The following is a 25,405-nucleotide window of genomic DNA, read 5'->3' on the forward strand; positions in this document are numbered from 1 at the left end:
TTTCTAGTTATTGTTCTCTGCTGCAAGGCGCAGCGTAAAAGTCTGTGGGTTATGAGCGTTCAAGTATGCGAGGTCTTCCCCGCTGCGCAGCGCATTCGGCGGCGCGCTCATGGGCTCCACGGCTAATGCCTTGCCGGGGCCACCTGCCCGCGGGAAATCGGCCGGGGTAAACATCTGCACCCAGTTCAGGCCTTCGCCCATCTCCAGGCGCACACCCTTTCCACCGGCCGAATACACGGCCGTCAGTGGGCCTTCGCCGTGGAAGCAATCGTCCCAGTCCACCTCGGCGATGGGCTGATTAGCGATGCGCACCTGCTCTGTCTTTCCCGTGGGCAGGTTGCGGGCGCCTAGCAAGTAGCGCTTGCCGACGTCCACGCTGAGCACCGCCCCCTCCGCCCCTGCTCCCTGTGGGGAGAGGTAGAGGTGCAGCCCATAGGCGAAGGGAACCTCGCCGGGCTCCGTGGTGCGTGCGGTCAGCTGGTGGCGCAATCCTTGCTCATCGAGGGCGTAGACGGCCTCTAGTTGAATCGCCCACGGCCAGCCCTGGCGCGGCTCAATATCAAAGGCAAGAGCCACTCGGTCGTCCGAGCATTCCTTGATGCGCCACCAATCCACCGCGAATCCATGGATGGCGTTATTGCGCTCCGGCTCCGTGATGCCTAACTGGTGGGCTGTCCCCTGCCATTCAAACCAGCCATCTTCGGTGCGATTTGGCCACGGCGCCAGCACCACTCCTGCCATCAGCGGCGGCTTGCCTTCGTAGCTTTCTACCAAGGGCGCGCCGCGATAAGTCAGCGCCTTGAGTGCACCGCCGAATAGACCAATCTCGGCCGCATAATCGCCATGGGCAAGTGCGACGCTGGGGTAGTCAGCGTCAGGGCCAGCCGCTCCTCCACTGGTCATAACAAAGACCTTTCTGGCTATAACTTTCGTTGGATTTAGCCTAGGAGTACGGCAAAGCGCTGGTCAATCGTTTGCATAACTACCCGCGAATACCGCCTATTTCAGCTGCTCACAACCCTAGAGTTAACCGCCTGTTAACCTCTTTCGGGGTTGGAGGCGCCTGTGGACAGCGGTCCGTCACACCGAGGCAGGAGCGCTATCCCTGCATCCGTCGCCACACTATCCGCGCCGCGGAGTGTGGTGTGGCTAGGACTTCGCGCAGGTAATTGCGCGGCATCAACCGCCACGGGGTGCGCGCGGGATGCAGTCGCACGACAATGCCAAGGTGCCAGGCCCACAGCGCCGTGCGCAGGATATGAAAATCATTGGTCACCACGTGCAATACGGCATCCGGGGCCAAGCGGTGGGCATTTTCTAGATTCTCATTAGTGCTCGTGGCTTCCGGCTCCACCACTACCCGCTCGGCCGGCACGCCGCGCTCACTGAGGTATGTAGCCATAGGTCCCGCTTCACCACGGCCGGAGACAATAATCTGCTGACCGCTATAGAGCGCCAGCGCCTTGTCTAGGCGCGAGCGCAGCATGGCGCCGGGATAGCCGTGGGTTACGCGGGAGCCCAAAACAAGGAGCGGGTCAGACATGGATACCAGCATAGACTCGCCGACTCTTGACAGGAAGATGGAAATGGCCGTACCTTTAACTCAAATGTGCAATCGATTGCACCCAGGAGGGCCAGAAGCCGGCCCACACGCCTAAGCCAAGGAGGACAGCATGGCCGGAACCACTCTCAAGGACGTGGCCGCTGCTGCTGGAGTATCCATTTCCACCGCGTCCCGTTCGCTCTCGGGCAACCCGGCCATCTCGGAGTCCACGCGCCAACGCGTCAAGGACACGGCCATCAAGCTCAACTATAGGCCCAATGCCCAAGCACGAGCTTTGCGCAGCTCCCGATCTAACGCCATCGGCTTGGTCATCCCCAGCCTAGACAATGCTTACTTCGCCGCAATGGCCGCAGCCATTGAAGAAGCCGCCGATAAGCAGGGACTCGCCACGATGATTACCAGTTGCGGCGAGGATCCACAGCGGCTAGTCAGGGCCCTCGATGCCCTGATGGAACGCCAGGTAGACGGCATTATCGCGGTACCGCTCGAAGGCGCCGAAGAAGCACTGGAGCAGGCGCGCGCTTACCGCCCGCTCGTGCTCATTGACCGCACCCTGGGTCAGATTCCAGCAGTGCTATCAGACCCCCACTCGGGTATGAAACAAGCCGTGGAACAGCTCAAGGAGAAGGGGCACACGCACATCGGCTACCTTTCCGGGCCGCAGGAAACCTCCACCGGCCGCCAACGCCTCCAAGCATTCAAGACCGCCACCCGCGGTATGCCTACCCATATCCACCACGGCAGCTACCGCCACCGCGAGGGCTATAAAGGAGCTCTCACACTCCTGCAAGAAGGCGTCACCGCGCTCATTGCCGGCGATTCCATGATGACGGCCGGCGCGCTGGAGGCCTGCCATAATGCGGGCAAGCGCATCGGAGAAGAAATCGCGCTCGTCGGCTTTGATGACTTCATCTACCTGCGCTTCCAGCCCTCCCCTATCTCAGTGGTGGACCAAGATGTGGCCAGAATGGGCGAGACCGCCACGGCCAAGCTCATCGCGGCCATCAATGATAAGCACCAACCGGAAGGTGAGGTGCTAGAAACCCGCTACATCCCGCGCATGTCCACCGCCCACCAACTCGATGGAGCCACGCCATGAGTGACTGCGTTTTGCGCCTGGACAGTGTCACCAAATCCTTTGGCCCGGTAGAGGTCATTAAGGGGGTAGACCTCACCGTCCGCCGCGGCCAAGTGCAGGCCTTGCTGGGTGAAAACGGCGCCGGCAAGTCCACCCTCATCAAGATGATTGCCGGCGTGCACGAACCAGATTCCGGCCGCATCCTGGTAGATGGCACAGAGGTAAAAATCCCAGATACCAAGGCCTCTGAGGCACTGGGCATCGCCACCATTCACCAAGAGCTCAACCTTGTGCCCACCATGTCCGTGGCCGAGAACATCATGCTTGGGCGCACCCCACGCCGCTTTGGGTTGGTCAACCGCAAGCACCTCAAGGCTCAAGCCCAAGCGGCACTGCACCTTATCGGCTTGGACGTGGACCTAGACATGCCGGTGGGTGAACTGGGTGTGGCCAAACAGCAGCTCGTGGAAATCGCCAAGGCGCTATCTATGAACGCGCGCATTCTCATCTTGGATGAGCCCACTGCCGCGCTCACCGGCAAGGAGGTTGATGCGCTCTTTGCCGTGCTCGAGGAACTCAAGGCCAAAGGTGTGGCCATGGTCTTTATCAGCCACCACTTGGAGGAGCTGGCGCGTATTGCAGAGACCATCAGCGTGCTGCGCGATGGCTCTTTCATCGCCGAGGTCCCAGCCGATACGGACGAAGACGAGCTGGTGCGGCTCATGGTCGGCCGCGAGATTGACAATCAATACCCGCGCGAGGTTCCTCCTGAGCGCGGTGAGGCCCTGCTGGAGGTCTCCGAGCTGACTTCCGCAGGAGCCTTTCACGACGTCACCTTCACCGTCCATGCCGGCGAAGTCGTCGGCCTTGCCGGGCTCGTAGGAGCCGGCCGCACCGAAATCATTCGCGCCATCGCAGGCGCCGACCCCTACGATTCCGGCACCATCCGTGTCGGCGGTACGCAGCTGCGCGGCGGCGATATTCGTGCTGCCATCCGCGCCGGCGTGGGCCATATCCCCGAAGACCGCAAGTCCCAAGCGCTCGTCCTTGACGCCTCCGTGGGCGATAACCTCGGATTCGCCACCCTCTACCCCACCGCTAAGGCGGGGCTGGCAGACCGCAGCGGCCAACGCCGCCGCGCCGGTGACGTAGCAGAGAAGCTGCGCATCCGCATGGCCGATCTCTCCCAGCCCATTCGGAACCTATCCGGCGGCAACCAACAAAAGGCCGTCTTTGGCCGCTGGGTACTGGCCGGTTCCAAGGTCCTCCTCCTCGATGAGCCCACCCGCGGCGTCGACGTCGGCGCCAAGGTAGAGATTTACAACATCATCAATGAGGTCACTGCGGCCGGCGGCGCCGTTCTCATGGCCTCCTCCGATCTGCCCGAGGTGCTCGGTATGTCCGACCGCATCCTCGTCATGTCTGGCGGCCAACTCGCCGGCCAGCTACCTAAGGACTCCACTCAAGACGAGGTCATGGCCTTTGCCGTATCCAACGTGACCTCCGCTACCTCTGCCTCTGCTGCCGCGCCTGCCGGCACTAACCCCAAGGATGAAGCATGACCAAGAATCGAGTAGTTAACTGGGCGATGAATAATGGCGCGCTCGTCGGCCTCATTGCCCTGTGCATCGCGCTGTTTATCGCTACGCCGTATTTCCTTACCGTGGCGAACCTGCTCAATATCGGCATCCAAGCCGCGACGGTGGCCATCTTGGCCTTCGGCATGACCTTTGTCATTGTCACCGCCGGCATCGACCTCTCGGTGGGCTCGGTCGCCGCGCTCGGCGCCATGGTCTCTGCCTATATGTTCTCCACCGCGGGACTGCCTGGCTGGCTCACTCTGCTCCTGGGCCTTTTCGTGTGCGCGCTGGCCGGCGCCATCTGCGGAATGGCCACCGCGTGGGGCAAGATCCCTTCCTTCATCGCGACGCTGGCCATGATGTCCATCGCCCGCGGCCTCACCCTGGTCATCTCCCAAGGCTCGCCAATTGAGACTGCCCCGTCCGTCAATGCCTTTGGCGGCGATATCGCCGGCTTCCCCGTGCCCATCATCATGATGGTCATCGCCGGGCTCATCTGTTGGTTCATTCTGGAGCGCACGGTGCTCGGCCGTTCCATGTACGCCATCGGCGGCAATCTGGAGGCCGCCCGCCTCTCGGGCCTGCCGGTCAAGCGTATTCAGATCGCTGTCTTCGCACTCTCCGGTTTCTTCGCCGCCTGGGCCGGCATGGTCATGGCCGGCCGCCTCGAATCCGCACAGCCACAGGCCGGCACCGGCTATGAGCTCGATGCTATTGCGGCCGTCGTCATCGGTGGTGCCTCGCTCTCCGGTGGCCAAGGCAAGGCCACCGGCACGCTGGTCGGCGCGATCTTGCTAGCGGTCATCCGCAATGGCTTGAACCTGCTCAACGTCTCCTCTTTCTGGCAGCAGATCGTCATCGGCCTGGTCATCGCGCTGGCCGTCGGCTTCGACGTCATTCGCAATAAGACGGCCAATTAAGGAGCACCTGCTATGAAAAAGCTCATCGCCGCCCTCCTCGTACCCGCCCTCGCGCTGGGCCTTGCCTCCTGCAATCGCTCGGAAGAGGACCGCAACCGCATCACTCTTGCGCTCTCCACACAGACCAACCCCTTCTTCGTCGAACTTCGCCACGGCGCACAAGATAAGGCTAAGGAACTCGGCGTTCCGCTAGATATCCAAGACGCTTCCGATGACCCCGCCCAGCAAGTCAATCAGCTGGGCAATGCCACTTCCATGGGCGCCAAGGTCGTCGTGGTCAACCCCACCGATTCCGATGCCGTTGCCCCAGCCGTGCGCGGCATCAAAAATGACGGGGTGCCCGTCATCGGCGTGGACCGCGATGTCAACGGCGTAGAGCTGGATTCCATGGTGGCCTCCGATAACGTCGCCGGCGGCGCGCAGGCGGCAGATAAGCTCGCTGAAGCCATCGGGGAAAAGGGCGATATCCTCATCCTGCAGGGCACCGCCGGTACTTCGGCCTCGCGCGAGCGCGGCAAGGGCTTTGAAGAGCAGATTGCGAAGTATGGGGACATTCGGGTCGTCGGCAAGCAATCGGCGAATTTCGACCGCACGGAAGGCCTCAACGTCGCCACCAACCTGCTGCAGGCCAACCCGGATATCAAGGCCATCTTTGCAGAGAACGATGAAATGGCGCTCGGCGCGGTCGAGGCGTTGGGCTCGCGCGCTGGATCTGAGGTCAAGGTAGTGGCTTTTGATGGCACCTTCGATGGCCTCAAGGCGGTCAAAGATGGCAAGCTAGAAGCTACCATCGCCCAGCAGCCCGCAGAGCTCGGTGCCCGCGCCATCGAACAAGCCGCAGCGCTCCTGCACGGTGGCGCGGCGGAGAAGAACGTCCCCGTCGAGGTCATCACCGTCACCCGCGACAATGTGGAGGATTTCCAATGAGCAAGCTAACCGTCGTCGGTTCCATCAATGCCGATCTCATCGTGCACGCCGAGCGCCACCCACAGCCCGGCGAGACTCTGCTGGGCTCTGGCGGCGACATCTTGGCCGGGGGCAAGGGCGCTAACCAGGCTGTCGCGGCCGCGCAGCTGGGCGCCACCGTGGCCTTCGTGGGCGCGGTCGGCTCCGATCCCTATGCCGAGCCTGCGATGCACTACATGCGCACCTCCGGCATCGATCTGGGCGCCGTGGAGCAGGCCGATACCAACACCGGCCTGGCCGTCATTACCGTCTCGGCCGATGGCGAGAACACCATCGTCATCTCCCCCGGTGCCAACGCGCTTGTCGACGCCCCCTTTGTCTCCTCCCGCGCCTCCACCATCGCCGATGCCGATGTAGTCCTCCTCCAGGGCGAAATCCCCGCCTCCGGTTTCCAGGCCGCGGTCGAGGCGGCCCAAGGCCGAGTGGTGGTCAACCTCGCGCCCGTGGTCGAGGTCGACCGCGACTCGCTCCTGCAGGCCGATCCTTTGCTGGCCAATGAACATGAAGCAGGGCTCATCCTGGACCAACTCGGCCTACCTACAGAGGGCGCCCCGCGCGAGCTCGCCCACCGCCTGGTAGAGGCCGGTTTCCGCTCTGTTGTTCTCACCCTTGGCGCCCACGGCGCCTACGTGGCTACCCCGGAAGGCGGCACGGATATCCCCACCCCGCGCGTGACCGCCGTGGATACCACCGGTGCCGGCGATGCCTTCGCGGGTGCGTTCTGCGCCCAGCTGCTCACCGGTGCCTCGCTTGTCGATGCCGCCACCTTCGCTGCCCGCGTCGGCGCCTTCGCCGCCACCGGTAACGGCGCACAACCTTCTTACCCCACCACCGAATCCGCATTGCCGGAGGTCACCGATGCGTAAATCCGGCCTGCTCAATCCCGCGCTCACCAGCGCCGTCGCCCGCCTCGGGCACACCGATACCTTCGTTATCGCCGATTGCGGCCTGCCCATCCCCCACGATGTGCCCGTCATCGACCTCACGCTGACCTTCGGCATCCCCACCTTCGCCGATACGCTGTCCGCCCTCCTTGAGGAGGTCGTGGTCGAAGCCGCCACCATCGCCGATGCCACCCCGCCCGAGGTGCGCTCCCTGCTTCCCGCAGTACCGCTTACCGAGGTCTCCCACGATGACCTCAAGCGCGAGGTCGCCCGCGCCTCCTTCGTCGTGCGCACCGGTTCCACCACGCCGTTTGCCAATGTCATCCTGCGCTCCGGCGTGCCTTTCTAGCGCTTATAAACGCTTCCGCGTGCCCCTACGGTAAACACTTCCACCAGCACTTCTTGCTCCTCAACGGAGTACAGCACGCGGTAATTTCCCACCCTTATTCTTCGGCCACTCCTGCCGGACAAAGCGATAGATCCTGGTGGATATGGGTCTTGGGCCAGTCCACCGATCGCGCGCTTAATCCGTTGATATTGCTTTCGGTTTCCCTGATGGATTTTTTGTAACTCTCGCTTGGCCTGCCGCGTAAACGCGATGTTGTAGTCCATGACCTCTTAAAAAGTTGTACTCTTTGCTAACTTGGTACTAGTAGTACTTTGATGTTTTGGGAGCTTTCATTGTCTTTGCCACTTTCCGAACTCCGCACCCGCTTAGGCCAAGTCATTGACCAAGCCCACTACGCAGGCACCCGCACCGTTGTCACCCGCAACGGTAAGGAAGCCGCAGTTATCATTTCGCCTCAAGAACTAGCATTCCTTGACCGCCTCGAAGCCGCCGCAGATGCTGAAGCCCTCCGCCAAGCCCGCGCCGCCGATACCGGCGAACGCTTCTCTTTTGAGCAGGTCACGGAAGAAATTGAAAGGCGCTAGCCGTAAATCGGCTCGGCTGCATACCCGGCTAAAAGCCAATGCCAACGCCACACGGATTCGTGAGCAAGAGAGCCGAAATTCGTTCGCCCCTCATGAGCCTCAGAAATCTGTTGAACCACATCCACCAAGTGATGCTTAACGCAGCTGCCTGAATAGCGAAGAACGGTATACCCTCTTAGCGCCGCATCATTTCCCTTCCAGCGGTCTTTAACGAAAGTCCCCAAATCCTCCGCCTTATGGAAGTCATAGCCATCGATTTCAACGGCGACCTTCCCTACAACGATGTCCCATAAATAGGGACCTATCTGGTGGTTTACCTGAACCTTCTTCCCACGCCGCTGAAGCGCGCGGACTACTTTCCTTTCTGCTTCGCTATCTGCACCTACCGCAGATTTGTTCACTAATTCCCGAACCCGAGCTGGTACCCGTGCGATACATCCGAGGTCTTTTTCTAAGGCTTGCTTACCGCGCCTGTTTTGATATCGCGTTTCAAGCATCGTTACTGCTTGATCGTCATCCACCGCAGCAGCCGCTAGCAGGGGATTTTGCACAGGGATACCTTCAAACGTAAATCTCGTTTTCTGCCGCGTTCGCTCGACTTCAAACCACTGCGAACCACTCACGACATGCTTGTAGGCAAATTTCAGAGGAAAGGTCATCTCCTTCTTGGAGTACAGCTGCACCGCAGAGCTGCCTGCAAGCATGATTCCAGGCCACCGCTTGTGCAGGATGCGAGCTACTTCCATGGGAGTCGGTTCCCGCCACGTATAGATCCCGCGGCCGATTCGGATTATCTTTCCATTCGCTACATGAGTTTTAAGCTCGCCCCTGCTTAAGCCTGAAACCAGTACTTCTTCCATGCTTCCCCCTTTGAGCATTATTCCCCTGCCCGAAAGCTTAAAGCACGCTTCCTCACCCCGCAGGCTACAACGATGCAAAGCAAGCACGTTTTACCCTTTTCCTCCGCGAATTTTGCCCAATCGTGCTTGTTTGGCATGTTGGCAAGGGGCGACGAGAACTTCGCTAGAGACTAGGAGACAAAACAAGCACGTTTTGCCGAAAAACTACGTTGTTTTGGCTAAAACGTGCTTGTTTTGTTTGGCCTTAGACCGGAGAGCTACTCCCCTAGCAGCTTGTCGCGCAGGTTCTTATCCTTCTGCTCTACTTCCTCGGCCATCTGCTTCTGGTAATCCACCATTTTGTCTTGGATGGCGGGGTCACCAGCGCCGAGGATGCGGGCGGCGAGCAGGCCGGCGTTCTTCGCACCGCCGATGGAGACGGTGGCTACCGGCACGCCACTGGGCATCTGCACGATGGACAGGAGGGAGTCGAGGCCATCGAGATCCTTCAGTGCGCGCGGGATGCCGATGACCGGCAGCGGCGTGGCCGCAGCGACCATGCCGGGAAGGTGCGCGGCACCGCCAGCGCAGGCGATAATCGCCTTCAACCCGCGGGTGTGGGCTTCCTTTGCATAGGCCAGCATCTTTTCCGGGGTGCGGTGGGCACTGACCACGCCGACCTCGAAGGGGATGCCGAAGTCCGCGAGGACCTGAGCGGCGGGTTCAACGGTGGGCCAATCGGAATCGGAGCCCATGATGATGCCTACATGCGGTTGCATAGTGTCCTTTCTACAGGCAGGATTTTAAGCCCATGTGGCGTGCACGAGGAAGTGCGCGGCCTGGCGGGCGATGGTCAGGGTCTCGTCGGTATCTTCACCAGTGACGTTGACGTGGCCAATCTTGCGGCCGGGGCGATGGTCCTTGCCGTAAAGGTGAATCTTGGCCTGCGGGTAGCGCTGCATGACCTCGCGGACGCGCTCCGGCATAGGCATGGCGGGATCTTCGTCGGCGCCCAAAACATTGGCCATCACGGTAACGGGTGCGAGCGCGTCGACTGCGCCCAAGGAGAGGTCGAGTACGGCGCGCAGGTGCTGCTCAAATTGGGAGGTCACGCTGCCGTCCTGGGTCCAGTGGCCGGTGTTATGCGGGCGCATGGCCAGTTCGTTGACGGAGATATCCTCGCCCTCAGGGCCGTCGAAGGCAAAGAGTTCGACGGCCAGCACGCCGGTCACGCCGAGGGACTCGGCGATGGACAGGCCCAGCTCGGACGCGCGCTGGGCGAGTTCCGGCGCAAGGCCGGGGGCGGGAGCAATGGCCTCGGCACAGATGCCGTTTTCTTGGCGGGACTGGGTGATCGGCCACACCTTGGCCTCACCGGAAGGACGGCGGGCTACCAAGATGGAAAGCTCGCGGGTAAGGTCCACCTTTTCCTCTGCCATCAGCGGGGTTCCGGCCTCGAGGAGCTCGGAGACCAGCTCAAAGCAATTATCGGCGGTGGGGAACCATACGCCCTTGCCGTCGTATCCACCACGGCGGGCCTTGAGGCACACGCGGCCATCGACGGCGTCGAAAAAGGCGCGGGCATCGGCCACCGAGTCGATGGCGGCAAAGCGCGGCACGGGAGCGCCCAGCGCGGCGAGCTTTTCGCGCATCTTCAGCTTGTCCTGCGCGTAGATGAGGGCGGTGGGCTGTGGCTGGACGTTAAATCCGGCGTCGATAAGCGCGGCGGAGTGCTCGTTGGGCACATGCTCATGCTCGAAAGTAATGGCATCCGCGCCCTCTGCCACGCCGCGCAGCTCCTCCAAGGAGGTGTAATCCCCCAGCACCACGTCCGGGGTGACCTGCGCGGCGGAGGAATCCGGATTGCTAGCCAAAATCCGCAGGTGAATATCGAGTTCTGCGGCGGCCGGCTGCATCATGCGAGCCAGCTGGCCGTCGCCACAAACAGTTACAATAGGCTTTAAGTCACTCACGTCCCCCAATACTAGCCTGGATACTATGTTCACTCGTCATACCATCTTCCAAAATTCCCTCATGACCGCTTTGCTGGACGGCATTTATGACGGCGAAATGACCATTTCGGAACTGCTTGGTAAGGGCAATTTTGGCCTCGGCACTTTTGATGGCCTCGACGGAGAGATGATCATTTTGGACGGCACCTGCTACCAGCTGCGCGGCGATGGCTCCGCGCAGATTGCAGACTTGGACCAGCGCACCCCTTACGCGGTGGCCACGAACTTTGTCCCGCGCATTACTGCCGACGCCCCCGCGGGCCTGCGCCGCGATCAGCTTTCCGCGTTCATCGATAAGCTCGAGCCTTCCGCTAACTACATGTACGCGGTGCGCATCGTGGGCACGTTCAAAGAGGTGACCACCCGCACGGTGGTCAAACAAGAAAAGCCCTACCCGCCAATGTCTGAAGCCGTGGGCGGCGATAAGGAGCTGCACTTTAAGGACGTCGAGGGCGTTATCGGTGGCTTCCGCACCCCCGTCTATGAAAAGGGCATCTCGGTACCGGGCTGCCACGTGCACTTTATCGACGCCGCCCGCACCTCCGGTGGCCACGTGCTGGACTACGTAGTGGATAAGGCAACGGTTGAGCTTTGCCCCGCCTCCGACCTAGAGCTGCGCCTGCCGCTGACGCAAGAATTTAGCCGAGCTAACCTCTCCCCCGAGGATCTGGATAGCCAGCTTCATACCACCGAGGTTAAAACCAAGGGCGATCATTAATAATCTCGGCCACGCGCTTGGGCTTAGCCACGTTGGGAAAATACATGGCCCGGTCCCAGCCGTGAATTGCTAGGGATACCCCGCCCCGGCGCTTGCGGGCACCGCGGATATCCTGCAGCGGAATCGAATCGATATTGCGGCCCTCACGCGCGATGACGCGCCTATTAGTCACGATGAAGCGCTTGCGGCGGGACTTATAAAGAGGAATGAGAAAGCGCCAGATTCCCAGCAGCGCCCAGACCGCGACGAGGCCGTTGCGCAGCATCGGGTCTACTGCCTGGACATCGCACCAGCCGATAGCGATCCACAGCAGGCCGGTGATGAGGATGAGCTCGAGGAAGGGGAAAATCAGCGCGCGAAACGGCGCGGAGACATCCGCGCGCTTGACCTCACCTTGGCCCATCTTCATTAGTCCCATAGCTATGGATGCTACCTCGCGTGTCTACTTCCGTGGACGCAGGTGCGTGACATCACCCGCGGAATAGTACTCGCCGGCGACCATGATGCGGCCGTCCTCGCCGATGTCATCGACGTGTCCCGTGACATCGCCGGACGGGGTTTCTAGGCGCACCTCCTGGCCGAGCGAGGAGCAGACCGCACGGTAGTCGCGCAAGAGCTGCGGATCTTGGTTCTCCCATTGCACGATGCGACGGCGCAGGTTCTTCAACACGGTAATAGCCAGCTCGGTGCGGTCCGTATCGCGGCCCTCGAGCGCGAGCGAGGTGGCCTTTTCAATCGGTAGGTCCTCACGAGTCAGGGTGACATTGATGCCCATGCCCACGACGACGCGCGCGGAGGGTGCGGCGCCACCTACTGCCTTATTAACCTCTGCTTTATTGACTTCAGCCTTATTTACTTCGGCCTTGTTAACTTCAGCCTTGCCTACTTCCACCTTGGTGAGCTCGGTCTTTGGCGCGGCTTTGAAGGCTTGGCCCACGGGACCGGCCTCGGCGAGGATGCCGCACAGTTTATTGCCGTCGATATGCACGTCGTTTGGCCACTTCAGCACGGTGCCCTCGATCGAATCGGTCACCGCGAGGCCCGCGGCCAGCGGCAGGGTGCCCAGGTGCTCGAGGGATTCCGGCAGCAAGAGCACAGAGAAGATGACCTGGGAGCCGGCCGGCGCGGTCCAAGTGCGGCCGAGGCGGCCCTTGCCGGAGAGTTGTTCGTCGGCAAGCAGCACGGTGCCATCCGCAACGTTGGTGGCCTGCATCAAATCGGTATTGGTGGAGCCGGTCTTTTCCACGAAATCGATGGTGGTGAAATCGTCCGCCAGCGCGGTGCGAATGCGTTCCAAATCAAGTGCAGTCATAAGCTTCAAGGATACCGGCCGCCAATGGTGCTAGTGTGTTGCGCATGGCAAAGGTCACTTTTGAAAAGGTCAACATCACCTACCCCGGCGCGAGCGCGCCCACGGTAAGAGACTTGGACCTCGATATCGCAGACGGCGAATTCCTAGTCCTCGTTGGCCCATCGGGCTGCGGCAAGTCCACAACGCTACGCGCACTGGCGGGCCTGGAACCTACATCCAGCGGCCGCATCACCATCGACGGCAAGGATGTGACCAACCTGGAGCCAGGCGATCGCGATATCGCCATGGTCTTCCAGAACTATGCCCTCTACCCGCACCTGACGGTAGAGGAGAACATGGGCTTTGCCCTGAAGCTGGCGAAGCTCCCCAAGGCCGAGATCAAGGCCAAGGTGCACGAGGCGGCGGAAACGCTCGGCCTGACCGAGTATCTCAAGCGCAAGCCCAAGGATCTGTCCGGCGGCCAGCGCCAGCGCGTGGCCATGGGCCGCGCTATTGTCCGCGAGCCGAAGGCCTTCCTCATGGATGAGCCGCTGTCCAACCTGGATGCCAAGTTGCGCGTACAGACCCGCGCGGAGTTGGCCAGCCTCCAGCAGCGCCTGGGCACGACGACCGTGTATGTCACCCACGACCAGGTTGAGGCAATGACCATGGGCGACCGCGTGGCGGTGCTCAAGGACGGCGAGCTGCAGCAGGTAGCCCCGCCGCGCGAGCTTTACGACGCCCCCGCGAACGAATTCGTCGCCGGTTTCATCGGCTCGCCGGCGATGAATATCTTTGATTACAACGGCTCCCGCGTGGGCGTGCGCCCGGAAAAGATGTTCATCAATAAGGGCCCGGTGGGTTTCCAGGGCGTCGTAGACATCGTGGAAGAACTCGGCGCGGAGTCTTTTGTCTACGTCACCGTGGGCGAAAATCGCCTGGTCGCCCGTGCCGAAGGTACCCCACCACAGCGCGGCGAGGAGGTCGTGCTGACCTTCAACCCACGCGAGGCGCACCGCTTCGATCCGGAAACGGGCCGCCGCATCGCGCAGGACTAGTTCTAGCGGAGGCTAGGCTGTGGGTGGTAGGGACGCAGGTACGCGTCCCCGCCACCCACAGCCCCTTTTCTACCCCCGTTTAGAGTTAAATAGGTCAAAATTATCCACCTTTTGGTGTCCGTATTTTAGGTTTAAAGAACCGAAAGTTTTCCGAAAGGTGAATTCCATGAAGAAATTTCTGCTTCGCACCACCGTTGCGACAACCGCAGTATTGGCACTGGCCGGCTGCTCTTCTTCCTCCTCCTCCGATTCCGCCGAGGGCGGTTCTTCTGAGGGCGGCGCGGATGCGCGCGGCCCCATCACTTTTGCCATGGGCAAAAATGACACGGACAAGGTGACCCCCATCATCGAGAAGTGGAACGAGCAGCACCCAGACGAGAAGGTCACCCTCAAGGAGCTGGCCGGCGAGGCCGACGCCCAGCGCGAAACCTTGGTGCAGTCCCTGCAGGCGGGCAGCGATGACTACGATGTCATGGCCCTCGACGTGGTGTGGACCGCGGAGTTCGCCGCCAACCAGTGGCTCCAGCCGCTCAATGGTGACTTTGAAACCGATACGGATGAGCTTTTGCCGGCCACCGTGGAGTCTGCCACCTATAACGATGTGCTCTACGCGCTGCCGCAAAACACCAACGGACAGCTGCTTTTCCGCAACACCGAGCTCGCAGATAAGGCACCGGAGAAGTTCGCGGACCTTAAGTCCGCGTGCAAGGCACTGGACAAGGGCAAGGACTGCCTGACCACCCAGTTCAAGCAGTACGAGGGCTTGGCACTCAACACCGCCGACTTTATGGAAGGTTGGGGTGGTTCTGTCCTAGATAAGGACGGCAACGTCACCGTTGATTCCAAGGAGGCCAAGGACGGCCTGCAGGCCATGGTGGATGCCTACAAGGATGAGACCATTTCCAAGGACTCCACCGCCGCCACCGAGGAAGAAACCAATATGGCCTTTACAGAGGGCAAGACCGCCTTCGCCATGAACTGGCCGTATATGTACTCCAACGCGGTGGATGCCGGCGTCGACGTCGAGGTTCAGGCCCCGCTGGGCAAGGATGGCGTAGGTGTGTCCACGCTGGGCGGCTATAACAACGGCATCAATATCAACTCCAAGAATAAGGGCACTGCGCTCGACTTCATGAAGTTCATCATCAATGAGGACAACCAGAAGTCCTTTGCGGAGCAGTCCTTCCCGCCGGTCTTGGCTTCCATCTACGATGACCCGCAGCTACAGCAGGAGTTCCCGTACCTGCCGGCACTCAAGGAATCTCTGGAGAACGCGGCACCGCGCCCGGTTTCCCCGTTCTATTCGGCAATTTCCAAGGCCATCCAAGACAATGCCTACGCTGCATTGACGGATGGCAAGTCGGTAGATGATGCCACCGCCGATATGAAGGCGGCCATCGAATCGGCTTCCCAGGGCTAAACGCCCAATCCGGGTGAGGTAGGCGGACACCCCGCTGCCTCACCCTTTGTGGTTTTCACTCCCCTAATGGGGATAGAATCTAGCCAATACATTGCATTTCTTGAACAGAAAGGCGGTCCAGCGTGGCTATAGCTTCGCCGACTGCGTCCAAGGGGGCGCCGAAGGGGGCGTCGGCAAGCGCGCCGAAGCCCCAGCGCAAGAATTATGGGCGCGTGGCCGGACTAATTGCTCCGGCGCTCATCGTGCTTGCCGTCATCATCGGCTACCCCATCATCCGCGCTATTTTCCTGTCCTTCCAAGGCAATAGGCAGCTCAACCCGCAAACGGGGCTTTTTGAGGAAGGCGGCTTTGCCGGGCTGGAAAATTATCTGTACTGGATTAATAACCGATGTGTTTCCGGCACCGGGCAGATTTCTACCTGCCCGCCGGGCGTTATAGCCACGGACTTTTGGCCGGCGGTAAAGATCACGCTCTTTTTCACCATCGTTACCGTGCTGCTGGAGACCATCCTGGGCATGTTGATGGCTCTCATCATGAATGGTGAGTACCGCGGCCGCGGCCTGGTGCGCGCTGCGGTACTTATCCCCTGGGCCATTCCTACGGCCGTGACGGCCAAGCTATGGCAGTTCATGTTCGCCCCCGATGGCATCGTTAATTCGCTGCTTGGTGCGAACATTGCTTGGACCACGGACCCGTTCTACGCTCGCCTGGCTGTCATCATCGCGGATGTATGGAAGACAGCACCATTCATGGCGTTGCTCATCCTGGCCGGCCTGCAGATGATCCCGAAGGACGTCTACGATGCCGCTCGCGTGGACGGCGCCAACCGTATTCAGGCCTTCTTCCGCATCACGCTCCCGCTGGTGCGCCCGGCGCTCATGGTGGCTGTGCTCTTCCGTACCCTGGATGCGCTGCGCATGTATGACCTACCGGTCATCATGATTTCTAGCTCCTCCAACTCCCCCACCGCGACCATTTCCCAGCTGGTGGTAGAGGATATGCGCCAAGGAAACTTCAACTCCGCCTCCGCGCTCTCCACCCTTATTTTCCTTCTCATTTTCGTCGTCGCCTTTATCCTCATCCGCTTCCTTGGCGCGGATGTCTCCGGCAGGAAGGCAGCTAAATAATGCGTAAATTCGGACACTACGCCGGCATCGTCTTCATCATGTTCTGGGGTCTGGCGCCCTTTTACTGGATGCTGGTGACGGCGCTGCGGGATCAACGTTTTACCTTCGATACCACTCCGTGGCCCACCCACGTCACGCTGGATAATTTCCGCGATGCCTTGGCTACCGATAAGGGAAATGACTTCCTGGCCGCGCTCGGTAACTCGCTGCTTATTTCCCTGGTTACCACCGCTGTGGCCGTGCTCATCGGCGTCTTTACCGCCTATGCGCTCTCCCGGTACGACTTCCCGGGCAAGGGAATCGTCACCGGCATTATCCTGGCTGCCTCCATGTTCCCAGCCATTGCCTTGGTCACCCCACTCTTCCAGCTCTTTGGCAACCTGGAATGGATTGGCACCTACCGCGCGATGATCATCCCCAATATTTCCTTCGCGCTTCCGCTGACGGTCTATACGCTGCTGAGCTTCTTCCGCCAGCTGCCTTGGGAACTGGAAGAAGCAGCCCGGGTGGATGGTGCCTCGCGCTCCCAGGCCTTCCGCCTCGTACTTCTGCCGCTTGCGGCGCCGGCGCTGTTTACCACCGCGATCATCGCCTTTATCACCACGTGGAATGAGTTCATGCTGGCCAAGCAGCTTTCCACCACCGATACCGAGCCGGTGACCGTAGCCATTGCACGCTTTTCCGGCCCCTCCGCCTTCGAGTACCCCTATGCCGCCACCATGGCCGCCGGCGCGTTGGTGACCATCCCATTGGTCATCATGGTGCTCATCTTCCAGCACCGCATCGTCGCCGGCCTGACCGCGGGCGGTGTTAAGGCCTAATGCGCCGGGCCATGCTGTGGGATACCGCCCTGGGTTTCCTCGGTTTCTTTAGCCTCCTCGCGGTTATCCAAGCTGTACTCAATCTCTTCCACGACTCCCCCGCCCTATGGCCCGGCCTCCTGGCCGGCGCCCTGTGCCTCCTTACCTATCTGACCTGGCGGGCGAAAAGAAAGGACCTTTCATGAGCTGGTACCACAATGCCGTCTTCTACCAGGCCCTCGTCGGATCCTTCAAGGCCGATGGAGAAAAGGGTGTAGGCACGCTGCGCGGGGTCATCGATAAGCTGGATTACCTCCAGTGGCTCGGCGTGGACTGCCTGTGGCTCTCGCCGTTTTATGCCAGCCCCTTGCGCGATGATGGCTACGATATCGCGGACTATTACTCCATCCATCCGGATTACGGCACGATGGAGGACTTTGAAGAGCTCATTGCGCAGCTGCACCGCCGCGGCATGCGCATTATGACGGATTTGGCACTCAATCACACCAGCTCCGATCACCCGTGGTTCCAGGCCTCCCGCACGGATCCCACCGGCCCGTATGGCGATTTCTATGTTTGGGGCGATGACCCGGAGCGCTATCCCGAAATCCGTGTCATTTTCACCGACGTGGAGACATCCAATTGGACCTGGGATGACCAGCGCGGCCAGTACTACTTCCACCGCTTCTACTCCCACCAGCCGGATTTGAACTACGATAACCCGGCCGTGCAGGAGGAAGTGTTCAAGATCTTGTCCTTCTGGATGGACAAGGGGTTGGACGGCCTGCGTCTTGATGCCATTGCTTATCTCTTTGAACGTGATGGTGTAGGTGGCGAGTCCCTGCCGGAGACCATCGAGTTTGTGGAGAAGATTCGCTCCTTCATGGACACCCACTACCCGGATGCGGTGCTCATCGCGGAGGCCAACCAGCCTCCGGCCGAGACCATGCAGTTCTATGGCAAGGGCGAGCGCTTCCACATGGTCTTCAACTTCCCGGTTATGCCGCGGTTGTACCAAGCATTGGCGCTTGCCGACGCCACCCCGGTCTACTCCATCCTCGATGAGCTGCCCGCCCTGCCGGATGGCTGCCAGTGGGGTACCTTCCTGCGCAACCACGATGAGCTCACCCTGGAGATGGTGGACGATGACGTGCGCGAGCTGATGTATGAGGCTTTCCTCCCCGATGATGAAATGCGCGCCCATGTGGGCATTGCCCGCCGGCTGATGCCGCTGATGAACGGCGATCGCCGCAAGGTGGAGCTCATGTTCTCGCTGCTGATGACCCTGCCGGGCGCACCGTTTATCTACTACGGCGATGAGATTGGCATGCTCGATGACACCACGCTCCCGGACCGCTATGCGGTGCGCACCCCGATGCAGTGGGACGATTCCGAGCACTCTGGTTTCAGTACCAACGCACCTTCCCGCCTTCCGGTTGTGGGAGGTACCTCCGTGGCCGCCCAGCTTGATGACGCCACCTCGTTGCTCAACACCGTCCGCTCCATGATTGCCGAGCGCCATGCCCATCCGGATCTCGGCACCGCTCCGTGCGAGCCGGTCGAGACGGGCGAGGAAGCCGTCCTTGGCTACCAGCGCGGCGATCTGCTGTGCCTGCACAACTTCAGCGATCAGTCCATCGATCTGGGCCCAGTAGAGCTTGGACCGTACGGCTACGCCTGGCTGCCGGCCTAAGCCTTAGCGCGCAGCTGCAGCCTCCTCTCCTACCGGCGCACTGCGCAACCCACAGAGAAAAGCGCCCCGTCGGTCCTTATGGACCGAGAGGGCGCTTAATAGTTGTGGTGGCCTAGTTCCACTCAGGCGCGTCTTCGAGGCGCAGCTCGGAGTAGCGCGCTTCTGGCACAGAAGCCGAGTATGGCTTGCCCTGGGCTTCCCACTGCTGGTCAGAGTTGCAGCGCACATCCTGACCGTCAGTGTCGAGCATGGTAAAGCCCCACACCAGCTTGCCCTGCGAGTTCGCAGGCAAGGTGTACGGGCCAACCACCTGGTTTAGCTTCCAGTGCTGCTCGCTGACGTAGTTGAAGCCATAGGTCTTGGTCAGCACCTTGGCCAGCTCGTCGGTGCCCTCAACGGATCCGGAGACCTCGATGGTCTGGGTACGGGCCTGGGTGACGGTGTGCTTGACCGGTACTTCCTCGGCGTTGCGGTTAGCCACGCTGGTGGCGTCGGTCTGCTTGAACCAGCGGCGCTTTGCGGTGACGTAGGTGCCGTTTTCACCTGGCGTCGAGCAATGCGTGCCCGGCTTATAGTCGTCATTCCAGCGCTGGGGCAGCTCAAAGTCCCCACCGAAATCAGCGGCGTGGGCAACAGGAGCGGCCACCAGGCTCAGCGCCGCGAGGGCGCTAGCGATGGACGTCTTGCTCACGTTTAGCCCCAATCGTTGTTATCGCGAGTGGAGACCTCAATGTGGCGCTCCTTCGGCAGGGTGGCGGTGAAGGAGCCGCCGTTGGCCTGCCACTTGTGGTCGGAGCCGCACACGGTCTTCTGGCCCTCGAAGTCAGAGACAACCCAGCCGGCGCGCAGGACGGCGGTCTTGCCCGGAGCAATGTTGTACGGACCAACCTGCTCGCCTACCTCATAGGACTGGCTATCGGTGTAGCTGGAGGAGAAGGTGAAGTTGATGAGGTCCATCAGCTTGAAGTCAACGCCTGCGGACACATTCCAGGTCTTGGTCTTGGTCTCGGTGATGGAACGGGTTACTGGCAACGGCTCATCGTTGTAGTTGGACACGGTCCAGGAACCGGCGGAGCCATCGAAGTAGGTGCGCTTGATGTCAACGGTCTGGCCGGTGTCGCCCGGGTTGGAGCAACGCTCACCGATGGTGGTCGGGTTAGCCGGGCCGAGGTCACGCTGCGGCAGGGCGTTAGCGGCCGGAGCGAAGATGAGGCCGGAAGCAACGGCAAGAGCCGCGGTGGTAGAAGCAATCTTGGACTTGAACATGGAATTTTCTCCTTGCGTAGATGCGGGTGGTGTTTAGTAGATGGTCTGGGTAGGAACCGGCAGGTCGCGGAATTCGTCTGGAGTGACGTCCTCGGTGCGGGTATTGCCGGCCTTATCGGTGATCTTGGCCTCTGCCCAGAAGCCGCTCGGGGCGGAGGTCTGCTTGTAGTTAGAGGTGAGGTCGTAGTTTCCGCTCTTGCCGCAGTGAATCTCGCGGTAGTTAATGCGGGTCATGGTGGTGCCATACTCGACACGCACGCGCTCGCCTGGCTTGAGGTCGACGTGCTTGAGCTCGGTGCCGACCGGCATGTAGGCGCGCTTTACGGCACCGACGGACTCCAGCCAGCCCTTTGGAATATCGCCGCGGTTGCCCTGCCAGTTGGTGTACGGGGCGTGCTCGGCACCAACGACGAAGTCAGTTACCGGTGCAAACTCGTAGTCACCCTTGGACCAGTTGAGGAAGTCCGTGGAGTAACCAGCCTTGCGGTAGGTCGGCTTTACCGCGGTGATGTCCAGCGGGTACCAGGAGGTATCGCCGGCTTCACACTTATCGCCTTCCTTAGGCCAGGAGGGATCGCGCTGCAGATCTGCAGAAGGCTGCATGATCTCGTCCTTCTTCGGATCGGCGATCTTTTCTAGGCTCGGGCCGGATACAGAGGTGTAATTGCCCTCGATCGGCTTGGAGTTTGCACCCGGGGAACGGGAGGGAATTTCCATGGCCAGATCGGATACGGAGCCGTCCGCCTTGATGATGTAGGCAAAGGCGTAGCGCTCGGCTGGGCCCTTACCGCGGATGACGTTGGAGCCTGGGATGTTTTCCAGGCGGTCATCGTTGCAGCCTACGAACATGGAGATGAAGTCCTTTTCAATGACGCCGTATTCGACGCGGAAGGACTCACCTGGCTTCAGCTTCACAGGGCCGAAGGTTTCTTTATCGCGCCAGCCGTTGGTCATCTTCAGACCGATATCGGACTTAGCGGTGGTGTCCCAACCGGAAGGCAGCTTGGCCTTGGAATTGGCTTCAATCTCGTGATTGGTACCAGTTTCTACCTCGGCGGTGTAGGGCACTTCTTGGTTGGTGGTGTTTTTAAACTGCAGGGTGCCGTCGCTCATGTAGCGGCGGCCGGTTTCCGCAAAGCGCCATTCACGCTCTGCATTGTCGCCGGCGACACTGCAGCTCTTGTAGAGGTTGGAAATGGGATATGCCTGCGGCATCGGGGGAACATCTCCCGCGTGTGCCACTGGCGTGAAAAGAGCCGCTACGGCGAGCGGTGCGAGCAAACGCAGTCCCTTTTTAATCACCAGAAGACCGTCCTTAATAGATCGTTAAAAATTAGGGGAAACATTCATGAAGACTCAGGTAATAATAAGGGCTTACAGGGCCCACATCAACAGTTGAATGAAATTCTTTCTAATACCTTTACCCACCTTGAGGTGCAATAATGGGTGCTCACCTGCCCAGCACCGTTAAATGTTTACAGAAGAACCCACCCCCAGATTAGGGCCCTTCGGCCTGGTACCACCCAGGGAATCCCCAGATTCTACGCACTGCCCACGTTGCAGTGGCATTTACCACACAATCGTTTTCCACTCCGCGTTCCCGCAGCGTTCCATTCCGCATTGAGCGGGGTGCGCTAGTAGTGTGGGGGCCTATGACTGACCTGAAAACCACCGCCGGCAAGATCGAGGACCTGGACACCAAGCTCGCCGAGTCCCGCGCGCCGCTGGGAGAAGGCGAGCCGGCCGCCCGCACCCGCGTGACGCAGCTGCTCGATGAGGGCTCCTTCGTGGAAACGGACGCGCTAGCCCGTCACCGCTCTACCGACTTTGGTCGTGAGCATGACCGCCCCTATACCGATGGCGTGGTCACCGGCTACGGCACTATCGACGGCCGCCGCGTGTGCGTCTTTAGCCAGGACGGCGAAATCTTCGACGGCACGATGGGTGAGGTTTATGCCGAAAAGCTCACCAAGGTATATGACCTCGCCATCAAGACCGGCGTGCCCATCATCGGCATCTATGAATCCACCGGCCCGCGTGTGCAAGAGGGCATCGTCACCATGGCCGGATACGCCCGCCTCATGGCGCGAGTCTCCCAGGCTTCGGGCCTCATCCCGCAGATTTCCGTTGTCGCAGGCAATACCAGCGGCATTGCGGCGTTCGCGCCGACGTTTGCCGATGTCCTCGTAGTTACCCAAGGCACCGCCCTCCACCAGGCCGCCAGCCACGTGGCCGGCGCGGAGCCAGAGACCTTCGGCGGCGCCGCAGCCCACGCCGAGTCTGGCACCGCCCACCTGGTGGCCAGCGACGACAAGCAGGCTTTGTCCCTCGTGCGCGACGTTCTGGCCTACTTCCCCGCCAATAACCGCGCCGCGGCGCCGCGTGTGGATGCCGGTAGTGTCGCGGACTTTGATCTCAATAGTGTCATCCCGGATACCGCCGCGCAGGCTTATGACATGTGCGAGGTCATCAAGGCTGTCGTCGATGAAGGCTCCTTCTTCGAGCTTTCTGCCGAGGCGGCACAAAACATCGTTACCGGCTTTGCCTACATCGATGGCCGCGCCGTCGGCATCGTTGCCAACCAGCCGCTGGCGCTGGCCGGTGCCTTGGACTCCGCCGCGGCAGAAAAGGCTGCACGCTTCGTGCGTACCTGCGACGCTTTCAATACCCCCATCGTGGAATTCGTGGACTCCCCAGGCTTTGTGCCTACCCCGGAGGAGGAAAAGGCCGGCCTGCTGCGCAGGGCGTCGAAGTTTGCCTATGCGCAGGCTGAAGCGAGCGTCGGCAAGCTCACTGTGATCACCCGCAAGGCCATTGGCCCGGCCTACGTATTTATGGGCGCCAAGGACCTCGGCGCGGACTTGGTCTACGCATGGCCCACCGCGGAAATTGCTGTCACCCAGGCCTCCCAAGCTTCCCTGGCCATCTATGGCTCGGAGGACAAGGAAGAGGAGATGGACGAGCTCTTCTTGCACCCGTATGCCGCAGCAGAGCGCGGGCTGGCCGATAATGTTATCGAGCCAACTGCAACCCGCCACTACCTGGTAGAAGGCCTGCGCCTGCTAGAGCGCAAGGCCGTGGCCCAGGTACCGAAGAAGCACGGAACCGTTTAGGAGGGGAAATGTCTACGCCGGAAATCAAGGTAGTCAAGGGCAATCCCACCGAGGATGAGCTCGCGGCCCTGCGCACCGTATTGGCGCAGATGAGCGCCAAGCGCTCGGGCGTTGCCGGAGAACGCAATGAATGGGGCAACCCGGCTGAGCGCTTCGAGCGCTTTGGCGCGCAGCGCGTCTACAACCCCTCCGCCTTCCACACCGTGCGGTACTTCTAATGCGGCTTATCCTTGCCTCCCAATCACCCTCGCGCGCGTCTATTCTGCGCGGCGCGGGCGTGGAGCCCGTATTGGAGCCAGCCGATATTGACGAGCGCTCCCTGGAAGCCTCGCTCGCGGGCCACCCGCCGGCCGATATCGTGGCGGCCCTCGCCACCGCCAAGGCTGAAAAGGTGGCCGAGCGCTACCCCGCCGAGCCCGTCATCGGCGGCGATTCCATGCTGCTGCTTGACGGCGAACTCCAAGGCAAGCCCCATACCGCGGAAGCCACCATCAAGCGCTGGCACCAGCAAGCCGGCCGCACAGCCGAGCTACTTACCGGCCACTGCCTCATCTTTGGCGATAAGCGCCATGTGGAAACGTCCACCACCACGGTGCACTTTGCTCACGCCAGCGAGACCGATATCGCCGCCTATGCCCACTCCGGCGAGCCTCTCCACTGCGCCGGCGCCTTCACCTTGGAAGCCATGGGCGGCTGGTTCATTGACCGCATCGAAGGCGATCCTTCCTCCGTTATCGGACTATCGCTACCGGTGGTGCGCCGCGCGCTCTACGCCTTTGACCTGAACGTCTCCGATTTCTGGTAGCAGCGCGCCGGCGTCGCTACAGTGGGGTGGCATGGAAATGAAAGACATGCTTGCCCCAAAACCCATTGAGCTGCCAGCCGATCCCGGCGCAGAGTCCACCTCGGATCTCGCCGCCGGCATTGTTGCCCACCCCGATTCCCCGCTGCTGTGGGCACTCCTAGCGGAGCAAGAGCTCAACCAACAGGAGGGCTCTGAGCCATCCGCTTTCATCACCGCCTACGCCTACGCGCGCACGGGCTACCACCGCAGCCTCGACCGCCTGCGCGGCAATGGTTGGAAGGGTTGGGGCCCTGTCCCCTTCTCCCATGAGCCGAACCAGGGAGTCCTGCGCGCCATCGCCGCGCTTGGCCATGCAGCCAAGGCCATCGGCGAGGACGACGAATACGACCGCATTCGCCAGATGCTTTCCGACGCCGACCCGGACTCCGTCGCCACCCTCCTCGACTAATCCTGGAGTTTCCACATGCCTGCCGTGACACCCCGCTGCCTACGCCGCTTCTCCGCCGCCGTAGTGCTCACCGCTTCCGTGCCGCTCGCGCTGAGCGCCTGCGGTGCTCAAGATGATTCTTCTTCCTCCCAAGAGCCGGTCTTTTCCAGCCAAGCACCTGCCGCGGATGAATCCTCCGGCGGAGACGACACGGCTTCCGCAGCAGCACCCTCCCCGTCTGAGTCCACCGACGGGGGCGAGGAGGCAACCACGCAGCAGCAGGAAAAGGGCAAGGACAGCGAGTGCACGGAGCTGCCCAACGATCCGCGCGAGGTCTACGCCTCTGGCACGGCCCCGGGGCGCATGCCCGCCGATGACGGCAGTGATTTCAATTACTGGATCGCCGATATCGACAATTCCTATGACCCGTGCGCCACGATTAGCTGGATCATCTTCCGCGGCTCAATGGGTGATTTAGACGGCCCGGCAGGCACCGGCGCCTCGATTGCTGATGGCATAGCCTTCTACGTCAATGGTGCTCCGGCCAAGGACATGTCCGTCTTCCACAAGGTAGAGAGCGTCACCTCGGTCTCAGACACCGAGGTCGATTTCACGTGGGGAGAACGCAGCCGCTCCACCGCAGAGGGCATTACCGCCCACCACACTGTGCGCCTGCGGGCACAGGGCGATTCCCTCGAGCCGGTATCCGGCGAAGTCGAAGAATTTAACAAGATGTGGGTTGACCTTCCCAGCTACCAGCTTGGCACCTACGACTAACTTTTAGGCCGGCACTTAGTCGCCTATGCCGGCAATACAATGCGCCCCAGCGGAATGTGAACTGGCCCCCGAAAGTTGGACTGGTTTAATTCTAGGCGGTTAGGGCTTCAAGGGTCTGATTTCGATATTGCATC

General features: G+C 61.0%; 30 protein-coding genes. 19 read left to right on the forward strand and 11 right to left on the reverse strand.

Features of this window, described 5'->3' with window-relative positions:
- Window positions 1-3: 3 nt before the first annotated feature.
- Both QP941_RS09880 and QP941_RS09885 read right to left on the reverse strand, forming a co-directional pair.
- Window positions 4-903, reverse strand: coding sequence for an aldose epimerase family protein (locus QP941_RS09880; RefSeq protein ID WP_284868812.1), 900 nt, complete (start codon window positions 901-903; stop codon window positions 4-6).
- Window positions 904-1,099: 196 nt separating this feature from the next.
- Window positions 1,100-1,543 carry a YdcF family protein gene (locus tag QP941_RS09885; protein WP_284766779.1) on the reverse strand — a complete coding sequence of 148 codons (444 nt, stop codon included), beginning with the start codon at window positions 1,541-1,543 and terminating at the stop codon, window positions 1,100-1,102.
- Window positions 1,544-1,673: 130 nt separating this feature from the next.
- Here QP941_RS09885 and QP941_RS09890 point away from each other — a divergent pair, with 130 nt between their 5' ends.
- The 6 genes from QP941_RS09890 to rbsD are packed head-to-tail and all read left to right on the forward strand — an operon-like array spanning window position 1,674 to window position 7,341.
- Complete coding sequence (locus QP941_RS09890) at window positions 1,674-2,663, forward strand: LacI family DNA-binding transcriptional regulator (protein WP_284868813.1); 990 nt, start codon at window positions 1,674-1,676, stop codon at window positions 2,661-2,663.
- On the forward strand, window positions 2,660-4,204 hold the full coding sequence (locus QP941_RS09895; RefSeq protein WP_284868814.1) for a sugar ABC transporter ATP-binding protein: 1,545 nt from the start codon (window positions 2,660-2,662) through the stop codon (window positions 4,202-4,204). Before QP941_RS09890 ends, QP941_RS09895 begins: the two co-directional genes overlap by 4 nt.
- Entirely contained in the window at window positions 4,201-5,142 is a 942-nt protein-coding gene (locus QP941_RS09900) for an ABC transporter permease (RefSeq protein WP_284868815.1), read from the forward strand. The genes QP941_RS09895 and QP941_RS09900 overlap by 4 nt, the downstream gene beginning before the upstream one ends.
- A gap of 12 nt (window positions 5,143-5,154) precedes the next feature.
- Window positions 5,155-6,069 (forward strand): substrate-binding domain-containing protein, encoded by a 915-nt coding sequence (locus QP941_RS09905; RefSeq protein WP_284868816.1) that lies wholly within the window; start codon window positions 5,155-5,157, stop codon window positions 6,067-6,069.
- Entirely contained in the window at window positions 6,066-6,974 is a 909-nt protein-coding gene (locus QP941_RS09910) for a ribokinase (RefSeq protein WP_284868817.1), read from the forward strand. The genes QP941_RS09905 and QP941_RS09910 overlap by 4 nt, the downstream gene beginning before the upstream one ends.
- Window positions 6,967-7,341 (forward strand): D-ribose pyranase, encoded by a 375-nt coding sequence (gene rbsD, locus QP941_RS09915; protein WP_284766784.1) that lies wholly within the window; start codon window positions 6,967-6,969, stop codon window positions 7,339-7,341. The genes QP941_RS09910 and rbsD overlap by 8 nt, the downstream gene beginning before the upstream one ends.
- On the opposite strand, the gene QP941_RS09920 is transcribed toward rbsD, so the two are convergent.
- On the reverse strand, window positions 7,338-7,604 hold the full coding sequence (locus QP941_RS09920) for a type II toxin-antitoxin system RelE family toxin (RefSeq protein WP_284868818.1): 267 nt from the start codon (window positions 7,602-7,604) through the stop codon (window positions 7,338-7,340). The genes rbsD and QP941_RS09920 overlap by 4 nt on opposite strands.
- 69 nt (window positions 7,605-7,673) lie before the next feature.
- Here QP941_RS09920 and QP941_RS09925 point away from each other — a divergent pair, with 69 nt between their 5' ends.
- On the forward strand, window positions 7,674-7,925 hold the full coding sequence (locus QP941_RS09925; RefSeq protein WP_284766786.1) for a type II toxin-antitoxin system Phd/YefM family antitoxin: 252 nt from the start codon (window positions 7,674-7,676) through the stop codon (window positions 7,923-7,925).
- Here the strand turns inward: QP941_RS09925 and QP941_RS09930 are convergent.
- The 3 genes from QP941_RS09930 to QP941_RS09940 all read right to left on the reverse strand — a co-directional run bounded on the left by QP941_RS09930 (window position 7,922) and on the right by QP941_RS09940 (window position 10,683).
- A complete protein-coding gene (locus QP941_RS09930; RefSeq protein WP_284766787.1) occupies window positions 7,922-8,785 on the reverse strand; it encodes a type IV toxin-antitoxin system AbiEi family antitoxin domain-containing protein in 864 nt (287 codons plus the stop codon). The genes QP941_RS09925 and QP941_RS09930 overlap by 4 nt on opposite strands.
- A 257-nt stretch (window positions 8,786-9,042) precedes the next feature.
- Window positions 9,043-9,543 carry a 5-(carboxyamino)imidazole ribonucleotide mutase gene (gene purE / locus QP941_RS09935; protein ID WP_005322524.1) on the reverse strand — a complete coding sequence of 167 codons (501 nt, stop codon included), beginning with the start codon at window positions 9,541-9,543 and terminating at the stop codon, window positions 9,043-9,045.
- A gap of 24 nt (window positions 9,544-9,567) precedes the next feature.
- Complete coding sequence (locus QP941_RS09940) at window positions 9,568-10,683, reverse strand: 5-(carboxyamino)imidazole ribonucleotide synthase (RefSeq protein ID WP_284868828.1); 1,116 nt, start codon at window positions 10,681-10,683, stop codon at window positions 9,568-9,570.
- 79 nt (window positions 10,684-10,762) lie between these two features.
- Here QP941_RS09940 and budA point away from each other — a divergent pair, with 79 nt between their 5' ends.
- Window positions 10,763-11,494: an acetolactate decarboxylase gene (gene budA, locus QP941_RS09945; RefSeq protein WP_204610019.1), complete on the forward strand. Its 732-nt coding sequence runs from the start codon at window positions 10,763-10,765 to the stop codon at window positions 11,492-11,494.
- On the opposite strand, the gene QP941_RS09950 is transcribed toward budA, so the two are convergent.
- Both QP941_RS09950 and QP941_RS09955 read right to left on the reverse strand, forming a co-directional pair.
- Window positions 11,472-11,912 carry a hypothetical protein gene (locus tag QP941_RS09950; RefSeq protein WP_284868819.1) on the reverse strand — a complete coding sequence of 147 codons (441 nt, stop codon included), beginning with the start codon at window positions 11,910-11,912 and terminating at the stop codon, window positions 11,472-11,474. The genes budA and QP941_RS09950 overlap by 23 nt on opposite strands.
- 24 nt (window positions 11,913-11,936) lie before the next feature.
- Complete coding sequence (locus QP941_RS09955) at window positions 11,937-12,806, reverse strand: biotin--[acetyl-CoA-carboxylase] ligase (protein WP_284597402.1); 870 nt, start codon at window positions 12,804-12,806, stop codon at window positions 11,937-11,939.
- A gap of 44 nt (window positions 12,807-12,850) precedes the next feature.
- Here QP941_RS09955 and QP941_RS09960 point away from each other — a divergent pair, with 44 nt between their 5' ends.
- From QP941_RS09960 to treS, 6 genes are all read left to right on the forward strand, one after another.
- Window positions 12,851-13,843, forward strand: a complete 993-nt coding sequence (locus QP941_RS09960) for an ABC transporter ATP-binding protein (protein WP_284868820.1) — start codon at window positions 12,851-12,853, stop codon at window positions 13,841-13,843.
- Between the two features lie 166 nt (window positions 13,844-14,009).
- A complete protein-coding gene (locus tag QP941_RS09965) occupies window positions 14,010-15,263 on the forward strand; it encodes an ABC transporter substrate-binding protein (protein ID WP_284868821.1) in 1,254 nt (417 codons plus the stop codon).
- 122 nt (window positions 15,264-15,385) lie between these two features.
- Window positions 15,386-16,390, forward strand: a complete 1,005-nt coding sequence (locus QP941_RS09970) for a carbohydrate ABC transporter permease (protein ID WP_434736460.1) — start codon at window positions 15,386-15,388, stop codon at window positions 16,388-16,390.
- Window positions 16,390-17,211, forward strand: a complete 822-nt coding sequence (locus QP941_RS09975; protein WP_086587903.1) for a carbohydrate ABC transporter permease — start codon at window positions 16,390-16,392, stop codon at window positions 17,209-17,211. Before QP941_RS09970 ends, QP941_RS09975 begins: the two co-directional genes overlap by 1 nt.
- Window positions 17,211-17,396: a hypothetical protein gene (locus QP941_RS09980; RefSeq protein WP_198492605.1), complete on the forward strand. Its 186-nt coding sequence runs from the start codon at window positions 17,211-17,213 to the stop codon at window positions 17,394-17,396. The genes QP941_RS09975 and QP941_RS09980 overlap by 1 nt, the downstream gene beginning before the upstream one ends.
- Window positions 17,393-18,883, forward strand: coding sequence for a maltose alpha-D-glucosyltransferase (gene treS / locus QP941_RS09985; protein ID WP_284868822.1), 1,491 nt, complete (start codon window positions 17,393-17,395; stop codon window positions 18,881-18,883). Before QP941_RS09980 ends, treS begins: the two co-directional genes overlap by 4 nt.
- Before the next feature lie 112 nt (window positions 18,884-18,995).
- Here the strand turns inward: treS and QP941_RS09990 are convergent, their stop codons facing one another.
- The 3 genes from QP941_RS09990 to QP941_RS10000 are packed head-to-tail and all read right to left on the reverse strand — an operon-like array spanning window position 18,996 to window position 21,451.
- Window positions 18,996-19,574, reverse strand: a complete 579-nt coding sequence (locus tag QP941_RS09990) for a hypothetical protein (protein ID WP_284868823.1) — start codon at window positions 19,572-19,574, stop codon at window positions 18,996-18,998.
- Window positions 19,575-19,576: 2 nt separating this feature from the next.
- The gene (locus tag QP941_RS09995) at window positions 19,577-20,149 is read right to left on the reverse strand and encodes a hypothetical protein (RefSeq protein ID WP_284766794.1); all 573 of its coding nucleotides are present in this window, start codon (window positions 20,147-20,149) and stop codon (window positions 19,577-19,579) included.
- Window positions 20,150-20,182: 33 nt separating this feature from the next.
- A complete protein-coding gene (locus QP941_RS10000; RefSeq protein ID WP_284868824.1) occupies window positions 20,183-21,451 on the reverse strand; it encodes a hypothetical protein in 1,269 nt (422 codons plus the stop codon).
- Window positions 21,452-21,801: 350 nt separating this feature from the next.
- Here QP941_RS10000 and QP941_RS10005 point away from each other — a divergent pair, with 350 nt between their 5' ends.
- The 5 genes from QP941_RS10005 to QP941_RS10025 are packed head-to-tail and all read left to right on the forward strand — an operon-like array spanning window position 21,802 to window position 25,271.
- Window positions 21,802-23,262, forward strand: a complete 1,461-nt coding sequence (locus tag QP941_RS10005; RefSeq protein ID WP_284868825.1) for an acyl-CoA carboxylase subunit beta — start codon at window positions 21,802-21,804, stop codon at window positions 23,260-23,262.
- Between the two features lie 8 nt (window positions 23,263-23,270).
- Window positions 23,271-23,480: an acyl-CoA carboxylase subunit epsilon gene (locus tag QP941_RS10010; RefSeq protein ID WP_239278896.1), complete on the forward strand. Its 210-nt coding sequence runs from the start codon at window positions 23,271-23,273 to the stop codon at window positions 23,478-23,480.
- Window positions 23,480-24,067, forward strand: a complete 588-nt coding sequence (locus QP941_RS10015) for a Maf family protein (protein WP_284868826.1) — start codon at window positions 23,480-23,482, stop codon at window positions 24,065-24,067. Before QP941_RS10010 ends, QP941_RS10015 begins: the two co-directional genes overlap by 1 nt.
- A gap of 31 nt (window positions 24,068-24,098) precedes the next feature.
- Window positions 24,099-24,515: a DUF3151 domain-containing protein gene (locus QP941_RS10020; RefSeq protein WP_284844574.1), complete on the forward strand. Its 417-nt coding sequence runs from the start codon at window positions 24,099-24,101 to the stop codon at window positions 24,513-24,515.
- Window positions 24,516-24,530: 15 nt separating this feature from the next.
- Complete coding sequence (locus QP941_RS10025) at window positions 24,531-25,271, forward strand: hypothetical protein (RefSeq protein ID WP_284868827.1); 741 nt, start codon at window positions 24,531-24,533, stop codon at window positions 25,269-25,271.
- Window positions 25,272-25,405: the final 134 nt, after the last annotated feature.

Origin of the sequence: Corynebacterium sp. MSK150, assembly GCF_030229215.1 — a bacterium.
Classification (GTDB): Bacteria; Actinomycetota; Actinomycetes; order Mycobacteriales; family Mycobacteriaceae; genus Corynebacterium.

Excerpts from the sequence above, each read along its gene's own strand:
- QP941_RS10020 (WP_284844574.1), top strand. The coding sequence starts at position 24,099 with ATGGAAATGAAAGACATGCTTGCCCCAAAACCCATTGAGCTGCCAGCC.
- QP941_RS09910 (WP_284868817.1), top strand. The coding sequence starts at position 6,066 with ATGAGCAAGCTAACCGTCGTCGGTTCCATCAATGCCGATCTCATCGTG.
- QP941_RS09965 (WP_284868821.1), top strand. The coding sequence starts at position 14,010 with ATGAAGAAATTTCTGCTTCGCACCACCGTTGCGACAACCGCAGTATTG.
- QP941_RS09960 (WP_284868820.1), top strand. The coding sequence starts at position 12,851 with ATGGCAAAGGTCACTTTTGAAAAGGTCAACATCACCTACCCCGGCGCG.
- QP941_RS09940 (WP_284868828.1), bottom strand. The coding sequence starts at position 10,683 with ATGATGCAGCCGGCCGCCGCAGAACTCGATATTCACCTGCGGATTTTG.
- QP941_RS09900 (WP_284868815.1), top strand. The coding sequence starts at position 4,201 with ATGACCAAGAATCGAGTAGTTAACTGGGCGATGAATAATGGCGCGCTC.
- rbsD (WP_284766784.1), top strand. The coding sequence starts at position 6,967 with ATGCGTAAATCCGGCCTGCTCAATCCCGCGCTCACCAGCGCCGTCGCC.
- QP941_RS09885 (WP_284766779.1), bottom strand. The coding sequence starts at position 1,543 with ATGTCTGACCCGCTCCTTGTTTTGGGCTCCCGCGTAACCCACGGCTAT.
- QP941_RS09930 (WP_284766787.1), bottom strand. The coding sequence starts at position 8,785 with ATGGAAGAAGTACTGGTTTCAGGCTTAAGCAGGGGCGAGCTTAAAACT.
- treS (WP_284868822.1), top strand. The coding sequence starts at position 17,393 with ATGAGCTGGTACCACAATGCCGTCTTCTACCAGGCCCTCGTCGGATCC.
- budA (WP_204610019.1), top strand. The coding sequence starts at position 10,763 with ATGTTCACTCGTCATACCATCTTCCAAAATTCCCTCATGACCGCTTTG.
- QP941_RS10015 (WP_284868826.1), top strand. The coding sequence starts at position 23,480 with ATGCGGCTTATCCTTGCCTCCCAATCACCCTCGCGCGCGTCTATTCTG.
- QP941_RS09980 (WP_198492605.1), top strand. The coding sequence starts at position 17,211 with ATGCGCCGGGCCATGCTGTGGGATACCGCCCTGGGTTTCCTCGGTTTC.
- QP941_RS09950 (WP_284868819.1), bottom strand. The coding sequence starts at position 11,912 with ATGGGACTAATGAAGATGGGCCAAGGTGAGGTCAAGCGCGCGGATGTC.
- purE (WP_005322524.1), bottom strand. The coding sequence starts at position 9,543 with ATGCAACCGCATGTAGGCATCATCATGGGCTCCGATTCCGATTGGCCC.
- QP941_RS09920 (WP_284868818.1), bottom strand. The coding sequence starts at position 7,604 with ATGGACTACAACATCGCGTTTACGCGGCAGGCCAAGCGAGAGTTACAA.
- QP941_RS09890 (WP_284868813.1), top strand. The coding sequence starts at position 1,674 with ATGGCCGGAACCACTCTCAAGGACGTGGCCGCTGCTGCTGGAGTATCC.
- QP941_RS10005 (WP_284868825.1), top strand. The coding sequence starts at position 21,802 with ATGACTGACCTGAAAACCACCGCCGGCAAGATCGAGGACCTGGACACC.
- QP941_RS09905 (WP_284868816.1), top strand. The coding sequence starts at position 5,155 with ATGAAAAAGCTCATCGCCGCCCTCCTCGTACCCGCCCTCGCGCTGGGC.
- QP941_RS09880 (WP_284868812.1), bottom strand. The coding sequence starts at position 903 with ATGACCAGTGGAGGAGCGGCTGGCCCTGACGCTGACTACCCCAGCGTC.
- QP941_RS09955 (WP_284597402.1), bottom strand. The coding sequence starts at position 12,806 with ATGACTGCACTTGATTTGGAACGCATTCGCACCGCGCTGGCGGACGAT.
- QP941_RS10025 (WP_284868827.1), top strand. The coding sequence starts at position 24,531 with ATGCCTGCCGTGACACCCCGCTGCCTACGCCGCTTCTCCGCCGCCGTA.
- QP941_RS09995 (WP_284766794.1), bottom strand. The coding sequence starts at position 20,149 with ATGTTCAAGTCCAAGATTGCTTCTACCACCGCGGCTCTTGCCGTTGCT.
- QP941_RS09895 (WP_284868814.1), top strand. The coding sequence starts at position 2,660 with ATGAGTGACTGCGTTTTGCGCCTGGACAGTGTCACCAAATCCTTTGGC.
- QP941_RS09975 (WP_086587903.1), top strand. The coding sequence starts at position 16,390 with ATGCGTAAATTCGGACACTACGCCGGCATCGTCTTCATCATGTTCTGG.
- QP941_RS10010 (WP_239278896.1), top strand. The coding sequence starts at position 23,271 with ATGTCTACGCCGGAAATCAAGGTAGTCAAGGGCAATCCCACCGAGGAT.